A 15,424-nucleotide genomic window follows, 5' to 3' on the forward strand; every position below is an offset into this window, starting at 1 on the left:
CGGGCAACCTGTGTTATTTCACACGCAACATGTCAGATGGTGCGCTCACCTTCGCTGCCCGGCAGAGCCACGTCAAGTCCCGGGACGGCGCCAAGGCCCGCAGGGTGCGCCGGGCCCGCCGGCGGTGCTCAGGCCGTCAGCTCGGCGGGCAGCGGGTGCGACTGGTACCACTCGGTGCCGACCAGCCGGGCCCGGTCCGCCGGCGTCGCGGCCGCCAACCGCCCCGGCAGCGCCCCGCGGGCCACCTCGGAGCGGTGCGCGAAGATCGCCGCCAGCTTGCGCTCCAGCCACGGCGAGACGTCCAGCGCCTCCACCGACTCGTCCGGCACGCTGTACGCCGGGCGGCCGGGCCGCATCAGCTGCGGGCCCAGGGCGCGGGCCGCGCCGTGCGGGTGGGTGGCCAGCAGCAGGCGCCGTACCCGCCACGGCTCGCCGCGCTCCGGGTACAGGCCGGGCAGCGCCGCCGCGTGCGCCGCGAGCACCGTCAGCCGGTGGGTCTGCCGGTGGTCGGGGTGGCCGGTCAGCCCGCCGTACGCGTCGTGCGTCACCACCCACTCCGGCCGGACCTCCCGCAGGTGGCCGACCAGCCGGCCGACCGCCTCCTCCAGCGGCGCGCTCAGCAGCCGCGCGGCGCCCGGCGCGGACTCCGGCACCTTCGCGTCCGCGTACTCCAGCAGCCGTGGCCCGCCCGTCCCCAACTCGGCCAGCGCGCGCGCCAGTTCCGGCACCCGGTGGGTACCCGCCGCCCAGGTCGCGGTCACCACGGCGGTCCGCGCCCCCGCCTCCGCGTGCCGGGCCAGCAGGCCGCCCGCCGCCAGCGACTCGTCGTCCGGATGGGCGAACACGCCGAGGACACCGGGGAGTTCCATGCCGTACCGCCTCCACTGCACGAGGGTGGGCCCGCCCCCACGCTAGGCCCTCGCCTCCGGATCCCGTCGGATCAGCGCGCGGCGCCCGCGGCTCGTGGCCGCAGCTCCGCCCTGTTCGCGTGCTGTGCGACGCCGGCGGCTCCGGCGACTCGCGTGCCGGCGTTTCGGCCTGCTGCCGCGACGACCGCACCCCCAAGCCCGCCTTCGACGCCCACTGCCGGGTGTTCGCCGAACTCGGGCCGCGCCTGCGCGGATCGGACGCCGCCGCCCCTGACGGGATGTCAGATCCGAACGTGACCGACCCGACGCGGTGATGTTGGTCACGCCGCGTGAGCGCGGTGGCCCGACTGACGTGCCGTCAGTTCCGGCCGGGAGCTGCGCGGTCGCGGTCGGGGCGCGCCGCGGGTGTGGCCGCGGTCACCTACGGCGCGGGAACCACTCCTGGTCAGCGGGCGGACCACCGCCCGGGCGGGAAAGCGGCCAAAGCTAGCATGGGGTCGCCTCAGCTCGGCCTACCCTCGAAAGTTGAATTGTGACTGTCAACGACGACGTGTTCACGGACTGGAAGAACCGCGAGGAACTCGCGGAGTCGATGATCCCGATCATCGGGAGGCTCCACCGCGAGCGGGACGTCACCGTCCTGCTGCACAGCCGTTCCCTGGTGAACAAGTCGGTGGTCAGCATCCTGAAGACGCACCGCTTCGCCCGCCAGATAGCCGGCGAGGAGCTCTCGATCACCGAGACCTTCCCGTTCCTGCAGGCGCTCGCCTCGCTGGACCTCGGCCCGTCCCAGATCGACCTGGGCCTGCTCGCCGAGGCCCACCGCGCCGACGGCCGCGGCCTCTCCCCGGCGGAGTTCACCGCCGAAGCGGTGTCGGGTGCGACCGGCGCCAACAAGCTGGACCGCCAGGCCCCGCGCGACGTGGTGCTCTACGGCTTCGGCCGGATCGGCCGCCTGCTCGCCCGCCTGCTGGTCGAGAAGGCCGGCGGCCTGCGGCTGCGTGCCATCGTGGTGCGCAACGGCGGCGGCGACGACCTGGTCAAGCGCGCTTCGCTGCTGCGCCGCGACTCCATCCACGGCCAGTTCCAGGGCACCATCACCGTGGACGAGGCGAACAGCACCATCATCGCCAACGGCAACGCGATCAAGGTGATCTACTCGAACGACCCCAGCGAGGTGGACTACACCGCGTACGGGATCGACGACGCCATCCTGATCGACAACACCGGCCGCTGGCGCGACCGCGAGGGGCTGTCCAAGCACCTGCGCCCCGGCATCGCGAAGGTCGTGCTGACCGCCCCGGGCAAGGGCGACGTGCCGAACATCGTGCACGGCGTCAACCACGACACCATCAAGCCGGACGAGCAGATCATCTCCTGCGCGTCCTGCACCACCAACGCGATCGTCCCGCCGCTGAAGGCGATGAACGACGAGTACGGGGTGCTGCGCGGCCACGTGGAGACCGTCCACTCGTTCACCAACGACCAGAACCTGCTGGACAACTACCACAAGGCCGACCGCCGCGGCCGGTCCGCGCCGCTGAACATGGTGATCACCGAGACCGGTGCCGCCTCCGCGGTCGCCAAGGCCCTCCCGGACCTGCAGGCGAAGATCACCGGCAGCTCGATCCGGGTCCCCGTGCCGGACGTCTCGATCGCCATCCTGAACCTGCAGCTGGCCCGTGAGACCACCCGCGAGGACGTCCTCGACCACCTGCGGGACGTCTCGCTGACCTCCCCGCTGAAGCGGCAGATCGACTTCATCGACTCGCCCGACGCGGTCTCCAGCGACTTCATCGGGTCCCGGCACGCCTCGATCGTCGACGCGGGCGCCACCAAGGTCGAGGGCGACAACGCGATCCTCTACCTGTGGTACGACAACGAGTTCGGCTACTCCTGCCAGGTCGTGCGGGTGGTCCAGCACGTCTCGGGCGTCGAGTACCCGACCTTCCCGCGCCCGGCGGTCTGACCCCCGCTGCGCACCTCCCGACCCCGGTCGGCCTTCGGGCCGGCCGGGGTCGGCGCGTTCCCGGCCCGGCGCCCCGTCAGGACTGTTCGGCGGCGCGCTTCCTGGCGTAGGCCCGGGCCGCCCGGACCCGGTCGCCGCAGCGGGTCGAGCACCAGTGGCGGGCGGCGTGGGTGCGGACGAAGAACCGGGTGCAGGGCGCGCCGCCGCAGCGGGCCAGGCGCTCCGCGTCCGGACCGGTGAGCAGCTCGGCGGCGTCGGCGGCGAGCAGGGCCATCGCCCGGTCGGCGATCCGGTCGGCCGGGTGCGGCATCGTCCGGTACGGGCCGCGCTCGGCGTCCCAGCGCAGCAGCGGTGCGGACGGGGTGGCGGTCAGCGCGTCGTTGACGGCGGCCAGGGCGGCGGTGGGGGCGGCGCCGCCCGTGACCCGGGCGTCCAGCAGCTCGCGGACGGCCGCCCGCAGGCCCTGCAGGCGGGCCGTGCAGATCTCCTGGATCCGGCCGCCGACCGGGGCGAGCCGGTGCTCGATCAGCCAGGCGGAGGCCGGGTCGGGCGTGCCGAGCAGGTCCAGCGGGCCGGTCGGCAGGGTCAGCAGCGAGTTGGCGAAGTCCAGCGCCGGGTACTGCTCGGCGCCCGGGGCGGGCGGCGGGACGGCGGGGGCGGCGGTGCGCTGGTTCATGCCCCCATGGTAGCCGGTGTCCGAGCAGTCTCACGGGAAATCTTGCGCTGACCCGTGAGAAGTCTGCTAGCTTTCTCTCACGGGAAAACCCGATGTTCTCCGTGATTGACCGTCGAATCGTGAGGTGTGCCATGACCGCTGTCCCCGCCGTCCAGGTCTTCGGAGGCCCGACCGCGCTGATCGAGTACGGCGGCCTGCGCCTGCTCACCGACCCGACCTTCGACGCCCCCGGCGACTACCCGCGCGGCGGCGGCCGCTTCCTCACCAAGACCCTCCCCGGCACCGTCGACCCCGCCGCCCTCGCCCCGGTCGACGCCGTCCTGCTCTCCCACGACGAGCACCCCGACAACCTCGACCACAGCGGCCGCAAGCTGCTCCTCGACGTCCCGCTCACCCTCACCACCCGCGGCGGCGCCGAGCGCCTCGGCGGCACCGCCCGGGGCCTCGCCCCCTGGCAGAGCGTCGAGTTGGACCGCCCCGACGGCGGCGCCGTCACCGTCACCGCGGTGCCCGCCCAGCACGGCCCGGACGGCAGCGAGCCCGTGGTCGGCGAGGTGATCGGCTTCGTCCTCACCGGCGACGGCCTCCCCGTGGTCTACGTCAGCGGCGACAACGCCTCGCTCGCCGTCGTCGAGCGGATCGCCGAGCGCTTCGGCCCCGTCGACACCGCCGTGCTGTTCGCCGGCGGCGCCCGCACCGGCATCTTCGACAACGCCCTGCTCACCCTGGACAGCGCCCTCGCCGCCCGGGCCGCCGGCATCCTCGGCGCCCGCCGGGTGGTCCCCGTCCACTTCGACAGCTGGGCCCACTTCACCGAGGGCCGGGAACCCCTGCTCGCCGCCTTCGCCGCCGCCGGCCTCGCCGGCGTGCTCGAACTGAGCTGACCGCCCGTCAGGCGGGCAATCCCGTTGCCGCCCCACCGCCGCCCCTGCCAGGCTGCCTCCCGTGCCCGGGCAGCAGAATCGCAAGCGGAAGGCGGCGGCCGCCGCGCAGCGCCAGCAGTACGCGGAGTGGACGTGGCAGCGGGTCCTGGTGACGCTGGAGCGGGACGAGCTGAAGGACGTGGTCCGGCGGCTGCTCGCGGACGGGACGGTCACGGACGAGACGCAGCTGCGGATCGACGCGCCGTGCAGCCGGGACGGCACCCCGCCGGTGTACGTGCTGAGCGTGCTGGCGCCACCCGCGGAGGCCGCAGCGGGCGAATGACCCCCGTCGGTGGGGAGTGGGAGCATGGCTGCGCCGGAAGAGAGGGGCGGTCGTGGGGCGGAACACGCGGCGGGTGCGGGAGGTCGTCGCGCGGGCCGAGCGGCTGCGCGGCGCGGCACGGGAGCTGGTCGCGGAGCAGGCGGCGGCCGTCGGCCAGGTGGTGGCGGCGCACCGGGTGATGTTCGACCGGCTGGTGCGGGCCGAACTGGAAGCGATCCCGGTGGAGCGGCTCAAGGACGTCACCGAGGGACGGCTGCAGACCGGAGCGCTGGTGTCGGCCGGCTACCGGACGGTCGCCGAGGTGCACGACGCGGCCCGCCTGGACCTGCTGCGCGTGCCCGGCGTCAGTGGACCGACCGCCGCTCAACTACAGGCCGCCGCAGGGCAGATCGCCACCGCGGTGCAGGAAGCGACCGCCGTCCGGCTCGATCCCGGGTACCCCGACGCGGAGGCCGGCGCGCTGCTCGCCGCGCTGCACCGGCTGGTGCTCGCCGGGCCGGCCGCGCGGCGGGCGGCGGCGGACGCGGCCGAGCTCGACGACCGCCTGGCCGAGCCGCTGGCGGCCGCCCGCCCCGCCACCGGCGCGCTGCGCGGCCTGCTGGCCGGCGCCGAGCGCCGGGAACGGGCAAGGCTGGCCGTCGAGTCGCTGGCCGAGCAGGTCGCGGCCGCGGAGGCGGACGAGTTGCCGCTGCGGATCGCCCAGGCGGGGGCGGACCTGCTGCGCCCGGCCGCCGGTCCGGTCGAGCTGTGGGTGGAGTTCGAGCACCGGGCCGCCGCCTTCTACGCCGAACTCGCGCTGCTCGCCGAGGACGGTCGGCTCCTGGGCGGCCGCACCCGGGACGGCCGGGCCGCCGCCGAGGGACACCTGCCGGACGCGCTCGCCGAACAGGTCCGCGACCAGCCGTTGGACGAGCGCGGCGGCAAGGTCTCGCTCCGCGGCTACCAGGCGTTCGGGGCGCGCTTCGCCCTGGCCCGGAAGCGGGTGGTGCTCGGCGACGAGATGGGCCTCGGCAAGACCGTGCAGGCGCTCGCCGTGCTGGCCCACCTGGCGGCGGGCGGCGCCCGGCACTTCCTGGTGGTCTGCCCGGCCTCCGTGCTGGTCAACTGGCAGCGAGAGACCGGAAGTTGCACCAGCCTGAGGGCGTACCGCTACCACGGCCCGGAGCGCGAGGACGCCCGGGAGCGCTGGCTGCGCGACGGCGGGGTGCTGATCGCCACCTACGAGTCGCTGCGCACGCTGGCCGCCGACCCGCTCGCGGCGCTGGTGGTGGACGAGGCGCACTTCGTCAAGAACCCCGCCGCGCGCCGCACCCGGCTGGTCGCCGAGCGGGCGGCCGGCACCGAGTACGTGCTGTACCTCACCGGCACCCCGATGGAGAACCGGGTCGAGGAGTTCCGGACCCTGGTCGGGCATCTCCAGCCCGAGCTGCTCCCCACCCTGCCCGCCGCCCTCGGCGCAGTCGGCCCGCTGGCCTTCCGCCGCGCCGTCGCCCCGGCCTACCTGCGCCGCAACCAGCAGGACGTGCTGCCCGAACTCCCGGACGTGGTCAGGGTGGACGAGTGGAACGAGCTGTCCGGGCCGGACCGCGCGGCCTACGCCGCGGCCGTCGCGGAGGGCAACTTCATGGCGATGCGCCGGGCCGCCTGGGCGGAGCCCGCGCACTCCGCGAAGCTCGGCCGGCTGCGCGAGCTGGTCGCCGAGGCCGCCGAGAGCGGGCAGAAGGTGGTGGTGTTCTCGCACTTCCGGGAGGTGCTGGCCACCGTGCGCGAGGCGCTCGGCCCGGCCGTCACCGGCACGGTGGCCGGCTCGCTGCCCGCCGAGGACCGGCAGCGGCTGGTCGACGGGTTCACCGCCGCGCCCGGTCACGCGGTCCTGCTCTGCCAGATCCAGTCCGGCGGCACCGGCCTGAACCTGCAGGCCGCCAGCGTGGTGATCCTCTGCGAACCCCAGCTCAAGCCCACCCTGGAGGACCAGGCGGTGGCCCGCGCCCAGCGGATGGGCCAGCTCCGCCGGGTCCGGGTGCACCGGCTGCTCGCCACCGACAGCGTGGACCGCGGACTGGTCGAACTGCTCCGGCGGAAGGCCGAGGTGTTCGACAGCTACGCCCGGTGCAGCGAGCTCGCGGAGAGCGCGCCCGAGGCGCTGGACGTCTCCGACCGGGCGCTCGCGGTACGGATCGTCGAGGACGAGCAACTGCGGCTCGCCGCCCGCTGATCCTCAGAGCCGCACCAGCATCTTGCCGGTGTTCGCGCCGGTCAGCACCCCGAGGAAGGCGTCCACGGCGCGGTCGAGGCCGTCCAGCACGGTCTCCGGCGCCACCACCCGGCCGGAGCGCAGGTGCGGGGCCAGCAGGTCGTACAACTCCTGCTGGGCGTCCAGGTGGTGGCGGACCAGGAAGCCCTCCAGCCGGATGCTGCGGGAGACCAGCTCGAACAGGTTGTGCGGGGCGGCGGGCGGCGTCGCCGCCGCGTACTGGGCGATCGCGCCGCACCAGGCGATCCGGCCGAACTCGCGCATCGCGCCGATCGCCGCCGCCAGGTGCTCGCCGCCGACGTTGTCCAGGTAGACGTCGATGCCGTCCGGCGCGGCCCCCGCGAGCAGCTCGGCGACCGGGCCGGCGTGGTGGTCGAACGCCGCGTCGAAGCCCAACTGCTCGGTGAGGAACGCGGTTTTGGCGGCGCTGCCCGCCGAGCCGACCACCCGTCGGGCGCCGAGCAGCCGAGCCAGCTGCCCGGCCGCGGTGCCCACGCCCCCCGCGGCCGCCGAGACGAACACGTCCTCGCCGGGCTTCAGCCCGGCGATCCGGGTGAGGCCGACGTACGCCGACAGGCCGGTGCCGCCGAGGACGCTCAGGTGCGCGCTCAGCGGGACGCCCGGCAGCTCCGGCAGCACCCGCGCCTGATCGGCCGTCACCACGGCGTGCGTGCGCCACCCCTGCCGGTGGATCACGGCCGTGCCGACCGGCAGCGCCGCGCTGCGCGAGGCCACCACCCGACCGACCGCCCGGCCCTCCAGCGGCGCGTTCAGCTGGTAGCCGCCTTCGCCGCCCGCCATCGAGCCGAGCATGTACGGGTCGACGGACAGGAAGGCGTTCTCGACCAGCGCCGCCCCGTCGCCGAGCGCGGGCAGCTCCTCGTCGACGAAGGCGAACAGGTCGGCGGTGGGCAGCCCGTCCGGGCGGGCGACCTGGTGGACGGCGCGGGCGGTGCGGGTGGCGGTGCGAGGCATGGCGGAACACTCCGTTGCGGGGGAGGGCGAGGGGGTTGACGTGGGAAGACGCTACGGAGGCGGAACGCCGCCCGGCAGTGGTCGGCGTCCATGGCTGCGCACCTTCCATGAGCGGCGCTCATGGCCGACCGGCCGGGCGGTTAGGCTGCGGAGGTGGCAGAGGATCTCCTTCCGCAGGAGCTGCGGATCCTGGTGGCGGTCGCCGACCGCGGCGGGTTCACGGCCGCCGCCGAGCGGCTGGGCCTGACCCAGTCGGCGGTCTCGCACGCCGTGCGCGGCTGCGAACGCAAGCTCGGTGCGGTGCTGTTCGAGCGCGGGCGGCGGGGTGCGGCGCCGACCCCGGCCGGTGAGCGGGTGGTCGGGCACGCGCGGCGGATCCTGCGGCTGCTGGCGGCGCTGCCGGCCGAGGCCCGGCCGGGGGAGGCGAAGCGGCCGAGCGGGCCGCTGCGGATCGTCGCCTTCCGCAGCGCGGCGGTCCACGTGCTGCCCGCGGTGCTGGCCGAACTGGCGGGTAAACACCCGGAGTTGGAGCCACAGGTGCGGGTGGTCCGAGACCTCGGGCGGGGCACCGCGGGCGAGGTCGCGGACGGGCGGGCCGACCTGGCACTGGCCACCCTGGGCACCGTCCCGGAAGGGCTGGTCGCGGCCCCGCTCTACCGGGAGGACTACGCGCTGGCCCACCAGCAGGGCCACCCCGACCCGCGGAGCCTGCCGCTGGTCGACTGGGACGAGAACTGCGGTTCCTACACGGCCGACTGGTGGCGGCGGCAGGACTGGATCCCGGCCGCGACCATCAACGTCTCCGACGACACCGTGGTGCTCTCCCTCGCCGCCCGCGGCCTCGGCATGGCCATCATGCCCAGGCTCAGCCTGGACCGGCTCCCGGACGGCCTCGCCGTCACCGACCTCGGCCCCGACCGGCCGTCCCGCCGGGTCGGCTACGTCACCACTCCCGAACTGGCCGCAACCGCCGCCGTGCGCGCCCTGATCCGCACCCTGCGCGCCGTCCCGCTGCCCGCGGGCGCGAGCCCCGTGGCCGGCTGAACCGCGCGGCTGCCGCGTGGTTGAGCCCCGCCGCCCGAAGCCGGGTGCCAGGACCGGGAGGGACAGTGGACCGAGTGGGCGGCGCGGCACGGAGCGACGAACACCGGCCGAGCGGACCGCGCGGCCCCGCTCACGTTCCACCAACGACCCGCTGACGGCCCGGACCCGCGGCTCCCGGGCTTGACTTGACGGACGGTCGGCCCCCGGGGGAGGGTACGCCGGGGCAGGTCGGAAGGGGCGACAGGGGGAACGGTGAGGGCACTCGCCGGAGTTCACGACGAACCGCTGGCGGCCGACGGGCTGGTGCTGCGCAGACCGCTGCCGTCGGACGCCGCCATGGTGCACCGCGGCACCCACGACCCGCTGGTGCGCGAGTTCCTGCAGGCCGTCGTCCCGCACCGGGACACCGCCGCCGCCGAACGCTGGTTGGCCGAGATCCCCCCGATGCTGTGGGAGACCGGCCGCGCCGCCTACTTCACCCTCGACCTCGCGGACGCCGGAGCGCCGGTCGGCTGGGCCGAACTGGTCAACCTCGACCCGGCGCAGCAGAGCGCCGAGGTCGCCGTCTGGCTGCTGCCCGAACACCGCAGGCTGCGCACCGCCAAGGCCGCGCTGCGGCTGGTCTGCCGGTTCGGCTTCGAACGGATCGGGCTGCGCCGGATCGACGCCTTCGCCGCCGCCGACAACATGCCCAGCCAGCTGACCGGCGCCGCGATCGGCTTCCGCCGGGCCGGCTACCGACCGGCGCTGTTCCGCAGCTCCCGCAGCCACCGCCTGCACGACGCCGTGTACGCGACCCTCGTACCCGAAGACCTCTGCTGAGACCCGTGCCGAGACCTCCGTCGAGAGCTCTGCCGACCCATGAGGCTCCCCACCTCCCCGCACCGAACCAGGAGTGACGACATGTCAGGAAGCGTACGGCTGGACGACGGCGACCGCGGCGACCTGCTGATCACCGCCGACGGCGCCTTCCGCGCCACCCGGGACGGCCGGGAGCGCACCGGCCGGATCGACTCCGCGCTGATCCGCCGGGTGCTCGGCGGGCTCGGCCCGGCCCCCGCGCCCGCCGACACCCCCGCCGCCGGCCGCCGGCTCACCGTGCTGGGGCAGCCGGGGCAGCCCGACCGGCAGTGGAGCGACGGCACGGACACCCCGGTTCCGGAGTCCGCCGCCGCCCTCACCGCGCTGCTCGGCCAGGCCCTCGGCGACCCCGCCGCGGCCGCCCCGCTGCCCGCCGCGCTGGCCCTCACCGACCCGGCCGCCGGGGCGGCCCGCACCTCCGCCGTGGTCGGCACCGTCGCCGGCCGGGCCGCGTACGCGCTGGTCGAGGCGGACGGCGCGTTCGGCCTCACCGCGCTCGACGACGCCGCCCCGCTCGGCGGCTCCGGCGCCGACGCCGGGCTCGCCCCCACCGCCGTCGCGCTCGGCGAGGCGGGTGGCCGCTCGCTGTTCGCGGTCGGCAGCACCGACGGCGCCGTCCAGGTCTGGGACGCCACCAGCGGCCAGGTGCTGCACGGCACCACCGGCGGCGAGGGCGCCCAGGCGGTCGCCGCGCTGATCTGCCGGGACATCCCGGTGGCGTTCTCGGCCGGCCAGTCCGGCGACCTGCGGGCCGTCCGGGCCGACGACGGCCGGGTGCTCGGCACCCTGCCCACCGGCGGCCACGGCGCGACCGCGCTGCGCGCCGCGCACTGCGGCGGCCTCGACCTGCTGGCCGCCGCCGCGCCCGACGGCACCGTCCGGGTGTGGGACGCCGGCACCGGCGAGCTGATGCACCTGCTGGTCGGCCACCGCGGCGAGGTGCTGGCGCTGGCCGTGCTCACCGTCGACAACCAGGCCGTGCTGGCCTCCGCCGGGCACGACCGCCGGATCCGGGTCTGGGACCTCGCCACCGGCCAACCGGTCGCCGAACTCGACGGCCACACCGGCACCGTCACCGGCCTCGCCTTCACCACCCTCGGCGACCGCCCGGTGCTCGCCTCCTGCGCGCTGGACGGCACCGTCCGCACCTGGGACGTCTACGACGGCCGGCCGCTGCACGGCTGGCCGGCCGGCGAGTGGCTGACCGCGCTGGCCGTCGTCGACGGCATGCTGTACGTCGGCGACGAGTCCGGGCGGGTCGGCGTCTGGGAGGCCGCCACCGGCGAGCCCGGCGCCGCCCCCGCGATCGCGGGCCGCCCCGGCAGCCCGCTCACCGCCCTGGCCGCCGGCACCCTGGAGGGCGCCCCGGTGCTCGCCGCCGGCTTCGGCGACGGGGCCCTCGCCACCTGGGACGTCCCGACCGGCCGTCAACTGCTCGACCTCCCGGGCGAGGCCGGCCCCGTGCACACCCTGGACCTCACCGCCGCCGGCGCCGACGGTCCGCTGCTGGTCAGCGGCACCGTCACCGGGGCGGTCCGCAGCCACCGGCTGGCCGACGGCGCCGCCCTCCCGCTGCCCGTCCCGCACGCGGGCGCCGTCACCGGTCTCGCCCTCACCACCGGTGAGCAGCCGCTGCTGGCCTCGGCCGGACGGGACGGCGTGATCGCCGTCCGGGACGCCGCCACCGGCGCGGACAGCCGCCGGTTCGCCACCGGCCAGGGCCCGTTCACCGCGCTCGCCGCCACCTCGGCCGGCGGCCAGCCGATCCTGGCCACCGCGGGCGAGGACCTGACGGTGCGCCTGTGGCACGCCGGCAGCGGCGCCGCGGGGCCGGTCTGCACCGGACTCGCCCGCCCCGCCGAGGCGCTCACCTTCGCCGAACTCGGCGGCCGTCCCGTGGTGATCGCCGGTGCGGCCGACGGCGCCGTCATGGTCTGGGACGTCCAGAACGGCACCCGCACGGCCGAGCTGGCCGGCAGCGGCGCGGCCGTCCGGGCCGTGGTGGGCCGGGAGTTCGACGGCGAGGCGCTGGTCGCGGCGGGCGACGCCGAGGGAACCCTGCGGCTGTGGCACCTGGGCAGTGCCACGCTGCTCAACGAGGCCGCCCTGGACGGCACCCCGCTGGCCATCGACCTCGACGAGGCGGGGCTGCGGATCGTCACCCCGGCGGGCGCCGTCACCCTCTGACGGGGCCTCGGCCGATCCGGAATCCGGTCCTGCGGCAAGATCTGCGCAGAATCTTCACCGGACGACCGGATCGGCCACCCACGGCCGGGACGGGCCGCAGAAATTCACGCCTTGAATTTACCAACTGCATACCTTGTGGCTGCTTTCCGCTACCTGCTCGTCTGCGAAGCTCGTCCCGAGAGTGACGGAACGTCAGTTCGGCCGCCGGACTTGGCCGTGCGCAATCACGCGACACGTAAAGTGGCGTGACGATCGGTCGGCGCGGCGCCGAGCGGACGTTTCGCGGCTTGCCCGGCGCCGGAGCTTCGGCCTGCCCGGGGGACGGCAGAGTGCGGAAGGGCGTGCGGGGTGGCGGACGAGACGGTGTGGATCGACCTCGACGAGGTCGAGGCGGCAGCCAAGAAGATCATGAACCTGCTGGACGAGCTGAACGGCCCGGCCAACCAGCTGGAGGCCAAGATCAAGCAGGTGCAGGAGTCCGTCTACGGGACCGACCTGCTCGGCAAGGCCCTGATGGGCGGCAGTTCCTCGGTCGGCGGGCTGGCCCAGCACCAGGAGCAGGTGCTCGCGGGCATCCGCACGCTGATCCAGAACGCCACCGCGGTGGGCGAGAACCTGCAGACCATGGCCGCCCGCCACCGGGCCAACGACGAGGCGCACGCCACCGAGCTCGGCCGGATCACCGACACCGGTGCGATGCCCGCCGATCCGGCCCTGGCGAGCCTGCCCGCCGGCACCGTCGGCACGGTGCAGGCCTCGCTGCCCAACGCGCCGCTCGGGCAGGTCGGCACCGTGCAGGCCACGCTGCCGGACGCGCCGCTGCGGCCGATGGAGACCGTCCACGCCTCCATGCCGACCGCGCGGATCGCGCCCGACACCGGCACGGATCCGACGCCGCCCCCGCCGCCGTCGGTCGCGCCGATCGGCGACACCCACGTGGAGGGCGGCTACCACGACCCGGACGCGCCCACGCTCGACTACAACCACGCGGACGAGCTGCTGGAGAACCTGAGCTACGGCGGGCCGATGATCTGACGGGCCCCGCCCCGTCGCCTGCTCCGTCCCCGCACCGCCCCTCGCACCCGACCGCCCTCCCGGAGAGCCTGCCGCCATGATCGAGCTGCCCGCCGACCTCGCCGAAGTACTGAAGACCGTCCAGAGCAACGAGAACGGCGCGGACATCGCCTTCCCCGACGGCGACGAGGAGTTGCTCGCCGAGCTCGGCGCGGCCTGGGACAAGTGGAACGAGGTCGCGGAGTCCCACGTCCGGGCGATCACCGAGGCCGCGCAGCGGGCCATGGGGAGCATGTCCGGTCCGGCCGCGGAGAGCTTCCAGCAGTACCTGGAGAAGTTCGCCGGCGGCGACGGCTCGCACGTGGCGACCACCCTGCAGTCCGGCCAGGTGATGGCCAGCTCGCTGCACGGGGCCGCGCAGGCGGTGTCGGGCACCAAGTCCGAGATGGTGCGCGAACTCCAGTACGCCAAGGAGTACATGGAGCAGAACCCGGCGGGCAAGCACGACGACATCGCGCAGTCCGAGGGCATCAAGCAGGCCGCGGCGGTCTACCACCAGTACATCGGCCAGGTCGGCAACGGCGTGGACGGCATGCTGCGGAAGAGCGCCGACCACATCACCGAGATGACTGGCATGGGCCAGACCTGCGCGCTCAACGGCTCCGGCGCGTCCGGCGGTCCGGGCGTCGCCGGGGCCGGGAACACCATGCAGATCGGGACCGACCGCACCCTGCCGAACGGCATGCTCGCCCCGGGCGCCACCAGCCCCGGCGCCACGCTCGACGGTGCGTCGGCGCTGGCCGGCGCCGCCGGCGCTCCCACCCCCTTCTCGATGCCGAACGCCCCGGACGCCACCGGCGGGTTCGGCGGTGCGGGCGGCGGCGCCGGCGGGGCTGGCTCCTTCGGCGGCTCGGGCAGCACCATGGGCGCGTTCGGCGGAGCAGGCGGCGCCGGTTCCTTCGACGGCGGCGCGGGCGGTTCGTTCGGCGGCACGGGCGGTGGCGCCGGCGGCGGTTCGGGCGGCGGTTCGGGCCTGGCGCCGTTCAGCATGCCCGCCCCGAACCTGCCGAGCTTCGGCTCCGACGGCGGACCGGGCGGCGACGCACCGGTGTTCAAGCCGCTCTCCACCGGCTCGGGCGTCGGCTCGCTCAACCTGGCCGGACTCGGCGACCTCGGCACCGGCACCACCATCCCCGGCAGCAGCTTCACCCCGAGCACCGGCCTCGGCGGCAACCTCGGCTCCGGTCTGTCCGGCGGGATCGGCGGCAACCCGCTGGGCTCGCTGAGCAGTTCGCTCGGCAGCACCCTCGGCGCGCTCGGCGGCGCCGGCTCGACCACCGCACGCGGCGGCCTCAGCCCGTTCGGCGGCACCGGCAGCAGCCCGTTCGGCCTCGGCGGGGCGGGCGGCGCCTCCGCCCGCGGCGGGCTCGGCGGAGCCGGCGGGGGCGTCGGCGGCGGGTCCGGGCTGCGCGGTTCGGGCGGCGGCGTGGGCGCCGGCGGCAGCACGCTGGCCTCCCGCGCGGGCGGCGTCGGCGCAGGGGCCGGGATGGCCGGGACCGCCGGCTCCGGCCTCGGCCGGGCCGGTGGCAGCGGACTCGCGGGGGGCGCCGCGTCCGGGCGCGGCGGGGCGACCGGCGCCGCCGGCATGGCCGGCGGCCACGGCCCCGGCATGGGCGGCGCGGGCCACGGCGGTGGCCGCGGAAAGGAAGGCCGGGCGGGCAACCGCTTCCTGAGCCCCACCCGCTTCGGCGAGGAGGGCGAGGAGGACGAGGAGCTGTACGGCGACGCGGGCATCCTCGGCCGGGCCGCCGACGTCGACCCGCGCGACCGCCACTGGCAGCGGGCCCGCCGCCGCTGGCTGGACGACGCCCGCGCGGACGGCACCTTCACGCTGCCCGAACCGGCGACCGCCCCCGTCGCCGCCGCCGGGCCCACCAGCGAGCAGGAGACGCTCAGCCAGCTGGCCGGCGTCCTGCTCGGCACCGGCGGCGGCGCGAGCGCGGACACCGACACCGGCAGCACCTCCACCGACGGGTCCCCGACGACCACCCCGGCCACGCCGACCACCCCCGCCATCGACCTGACGGCACGCCAGGAGGCGGTCGCGCCGACGGCGGAGAGCACCGACGACGCGTACCTGGACCGTTCGCGCAGCGCCGCCGCCCGGCGCGGGCACCCCGACGCGCCGGAGGCCGCGGCCGCACCTGCCGAGGCCGCGGGTGCCACCGGGGCCGCCGGGGCCGCGCCGCAGCGGGCCCCGCTGCGGGAGGAGGGCGGGTACCAGGTGCCGAGCCCGTTCCTGCGCGCCGCGCTGTCCCGGCTGGCCGCGCCCGCGGCCGACTGACCGCGCCCGCCCGTCGACCGCACTG

13 protein-coding genes are annotated in these 15,424 nt (G+C 75.9%); 10 read left to right on the forward strand and 3 right to left on the reverse strand.

All coding sequences use genetic code 11. The features are described from left to right. Positions 1–128: 128 nt before the first annotated feature. Entirely contained in the window at positions 129–869 is a 741-nt protein-coding gene (locus BX266_RS28100; RefSeq protein WP_099904252.1) for a PIG-L deacetylase family protein, read from the reverse strand. Between the two features lie 119 nt (positions 870–988). Here BX266_RS28100 and BX266_RS28105 point away from each other — a divergent pair, with 119 nt between their 5' ends. Further along, positions 989–1,183, forward strand: a complete 195-nt coding sequence (locus BX266_RS28105) for a hypothetical protein (protein ID WP_099904254.1) — start codon at positions 989–991, stop codon at positions 1,181–1,183. A 218-nt stretch (positions 1,184–1,401) separates the two neighbouring features. Then, on the forward strand, positions 1,402–2,838 hold the full coding sequence (locus BX266_RS28110) for a glyceraldehyde-3-phosphate dehydrogenase (RefSeq protein ID WP_099904256.1): 1,437 nt from the start codon (positions 1,402–1,404) through the stop codon (positions 2,836–2,838). A gap of 76 nt (positions 2,839–2,914) precedes the next feature. Here BX266_RS28110 and BX266_RS28115 read toward each other — a convergent pair whose 3' ends face one another. After that, positions 2,915–3,514, reverse strand: a complete 600-nt coding sequence (locus BX266_RS28115) for an ABATE domain-containing protein (protein WP_099904258.1) — start codon at positions 3,512–3,514, stop codon at positions 2,915–2,917. A 131-nt stretch (positions 3,515–3,645) separates the two neighbouring features. Here BX266_RS28115 and BX266_RS28120 point away from each other — a divergent pair, with 131 nt between their 5' ends. From BX266_RS28120 to BX266_RS28130, 3 genes are all read left to right on the forward strand, one after another. Beyond that, complete coding sequence (locus BX266_RS28120) at positions 3,646–4,398, forward strand: MBL fold metallo-hydrolase (protein WP_099904260.1); 753 nt, start codon at positions 3,646–3,648, stop codon at positions 4,396–4,398. 61 nt (positions 4,399–4,459) lie between these two features. Next, positions 4,460–4,720 (forward strand): hypothetical protein, encoded by a 261-nt coding sequence (locus BX266_RS28125; protein WP_099904262.1) that lies wholly within the window; start codon positions 4,460–4,462, stop codon positions 4,718–4,720. 52 nt (positions 4,721–4,772) lie between these two features. Next, entirely contained in the window at positions 4,773–6,935 is a 2,163-nt protein-coding gene (locus tag BX266_RS28130) for a DEAD/DEAH box helicase (RefSeq protein ID WP_259464887.1), read from the forward strand. Between the two features lie 3 nt (positions 6,936–6,938). Here the strand turns inward: BX266_RS28130 and BX266_RS28135 are convergent, their stop codons facing one another. Next, positions 6,939–7,949 carry an NADP-dependent oxidoreductase gene (locus BX266_RS28135; protein WP_099904264.1) on the reverse strand — a complete coding sequence of 337 codons (1,011 nt, stop codon included), beginning with the start codon at positions 7,947–7,949 and terminating at the stop codon, positions 6,939–6,941. Between the two features lie 153 nt (positions 7,950–8,102). Here BX266_RS28135 and BX266_RS28140 point away from each other — a divergent pair, with 153 nt between their 5' ends. The 5 genes from BX266_RS28140 to BX266_RS28160 all read left to right on the forward strand — a co-directional run bounded on the left by BX266_RS28140 (position 8,103) and on the right by BX266_RS28160 (position 15,399). Further along, a complete protein-coding gene (locus BX266_RS28140; RefSeq protein WP_099904266.1) occupies positions 8,103–8,993 on the forward strand; it encodes a LysR family transcriptional regulator in 891 nt (296 codons plus the stop codon). Positions 8,994–9,245: 252 nt separating this feature from the next. Further along, entirely contained in the window at positions 9,246–9,815 is a 570-nt protein-coding gene (locus BX266_RS28145) for a GNAT family N-acetyltransferase (protein ID WP_099904268.1), read from the forward strand. Between the two features lie 81 nt (positions 9,816–9,896). Beyond that, on the forward strand, positions 9,897–12,041 hold the full coding sequence (locus BX266_RS38960; RefSeq protein ID WP_099904270.1) for a hypothetical protein: 2,145 nt from the start codon (positions 9,897–9,899) through the stop codon (positions 12,039–12,041). A gap of 348 nt (positions 12,042–12,389) precedes the next feature. Next, the gene (locus BX266_RS28155) at positions 12,390–13,076 is read left to right on the forward strand and encodes a WXG100 family type VII secretion target (RefSeq protein WP_099904272.1); all 687 of its coding nucleotides are present in this window, start codon (positions 12,390–12,392) and stop codon (positions 13,074–13,076) included. 76 nt (positions 13,077–13,152) lie between these two features. Continuing rightward, entirely contained in the window at positions 13,153–15,399 is a 2,247-nt protein-coding gene (locus tag BX266_RS28160) for a hypothetical protein (protein ID WP_099904274.1), read from the forward strand. The last annotated feature ends 25 nt before the right edge of the window (positions 15,400–15,424 follow it).

The sequence above is a fragment of the Streptomyces sp. TLI_171 genome (assembly GCF_003610255.1).
Classification (GTDB): Bacteria; Actinomycetota; Actinomycetes; order Streptomycetales; family Streptomycetaceae; genus Kitasatospora.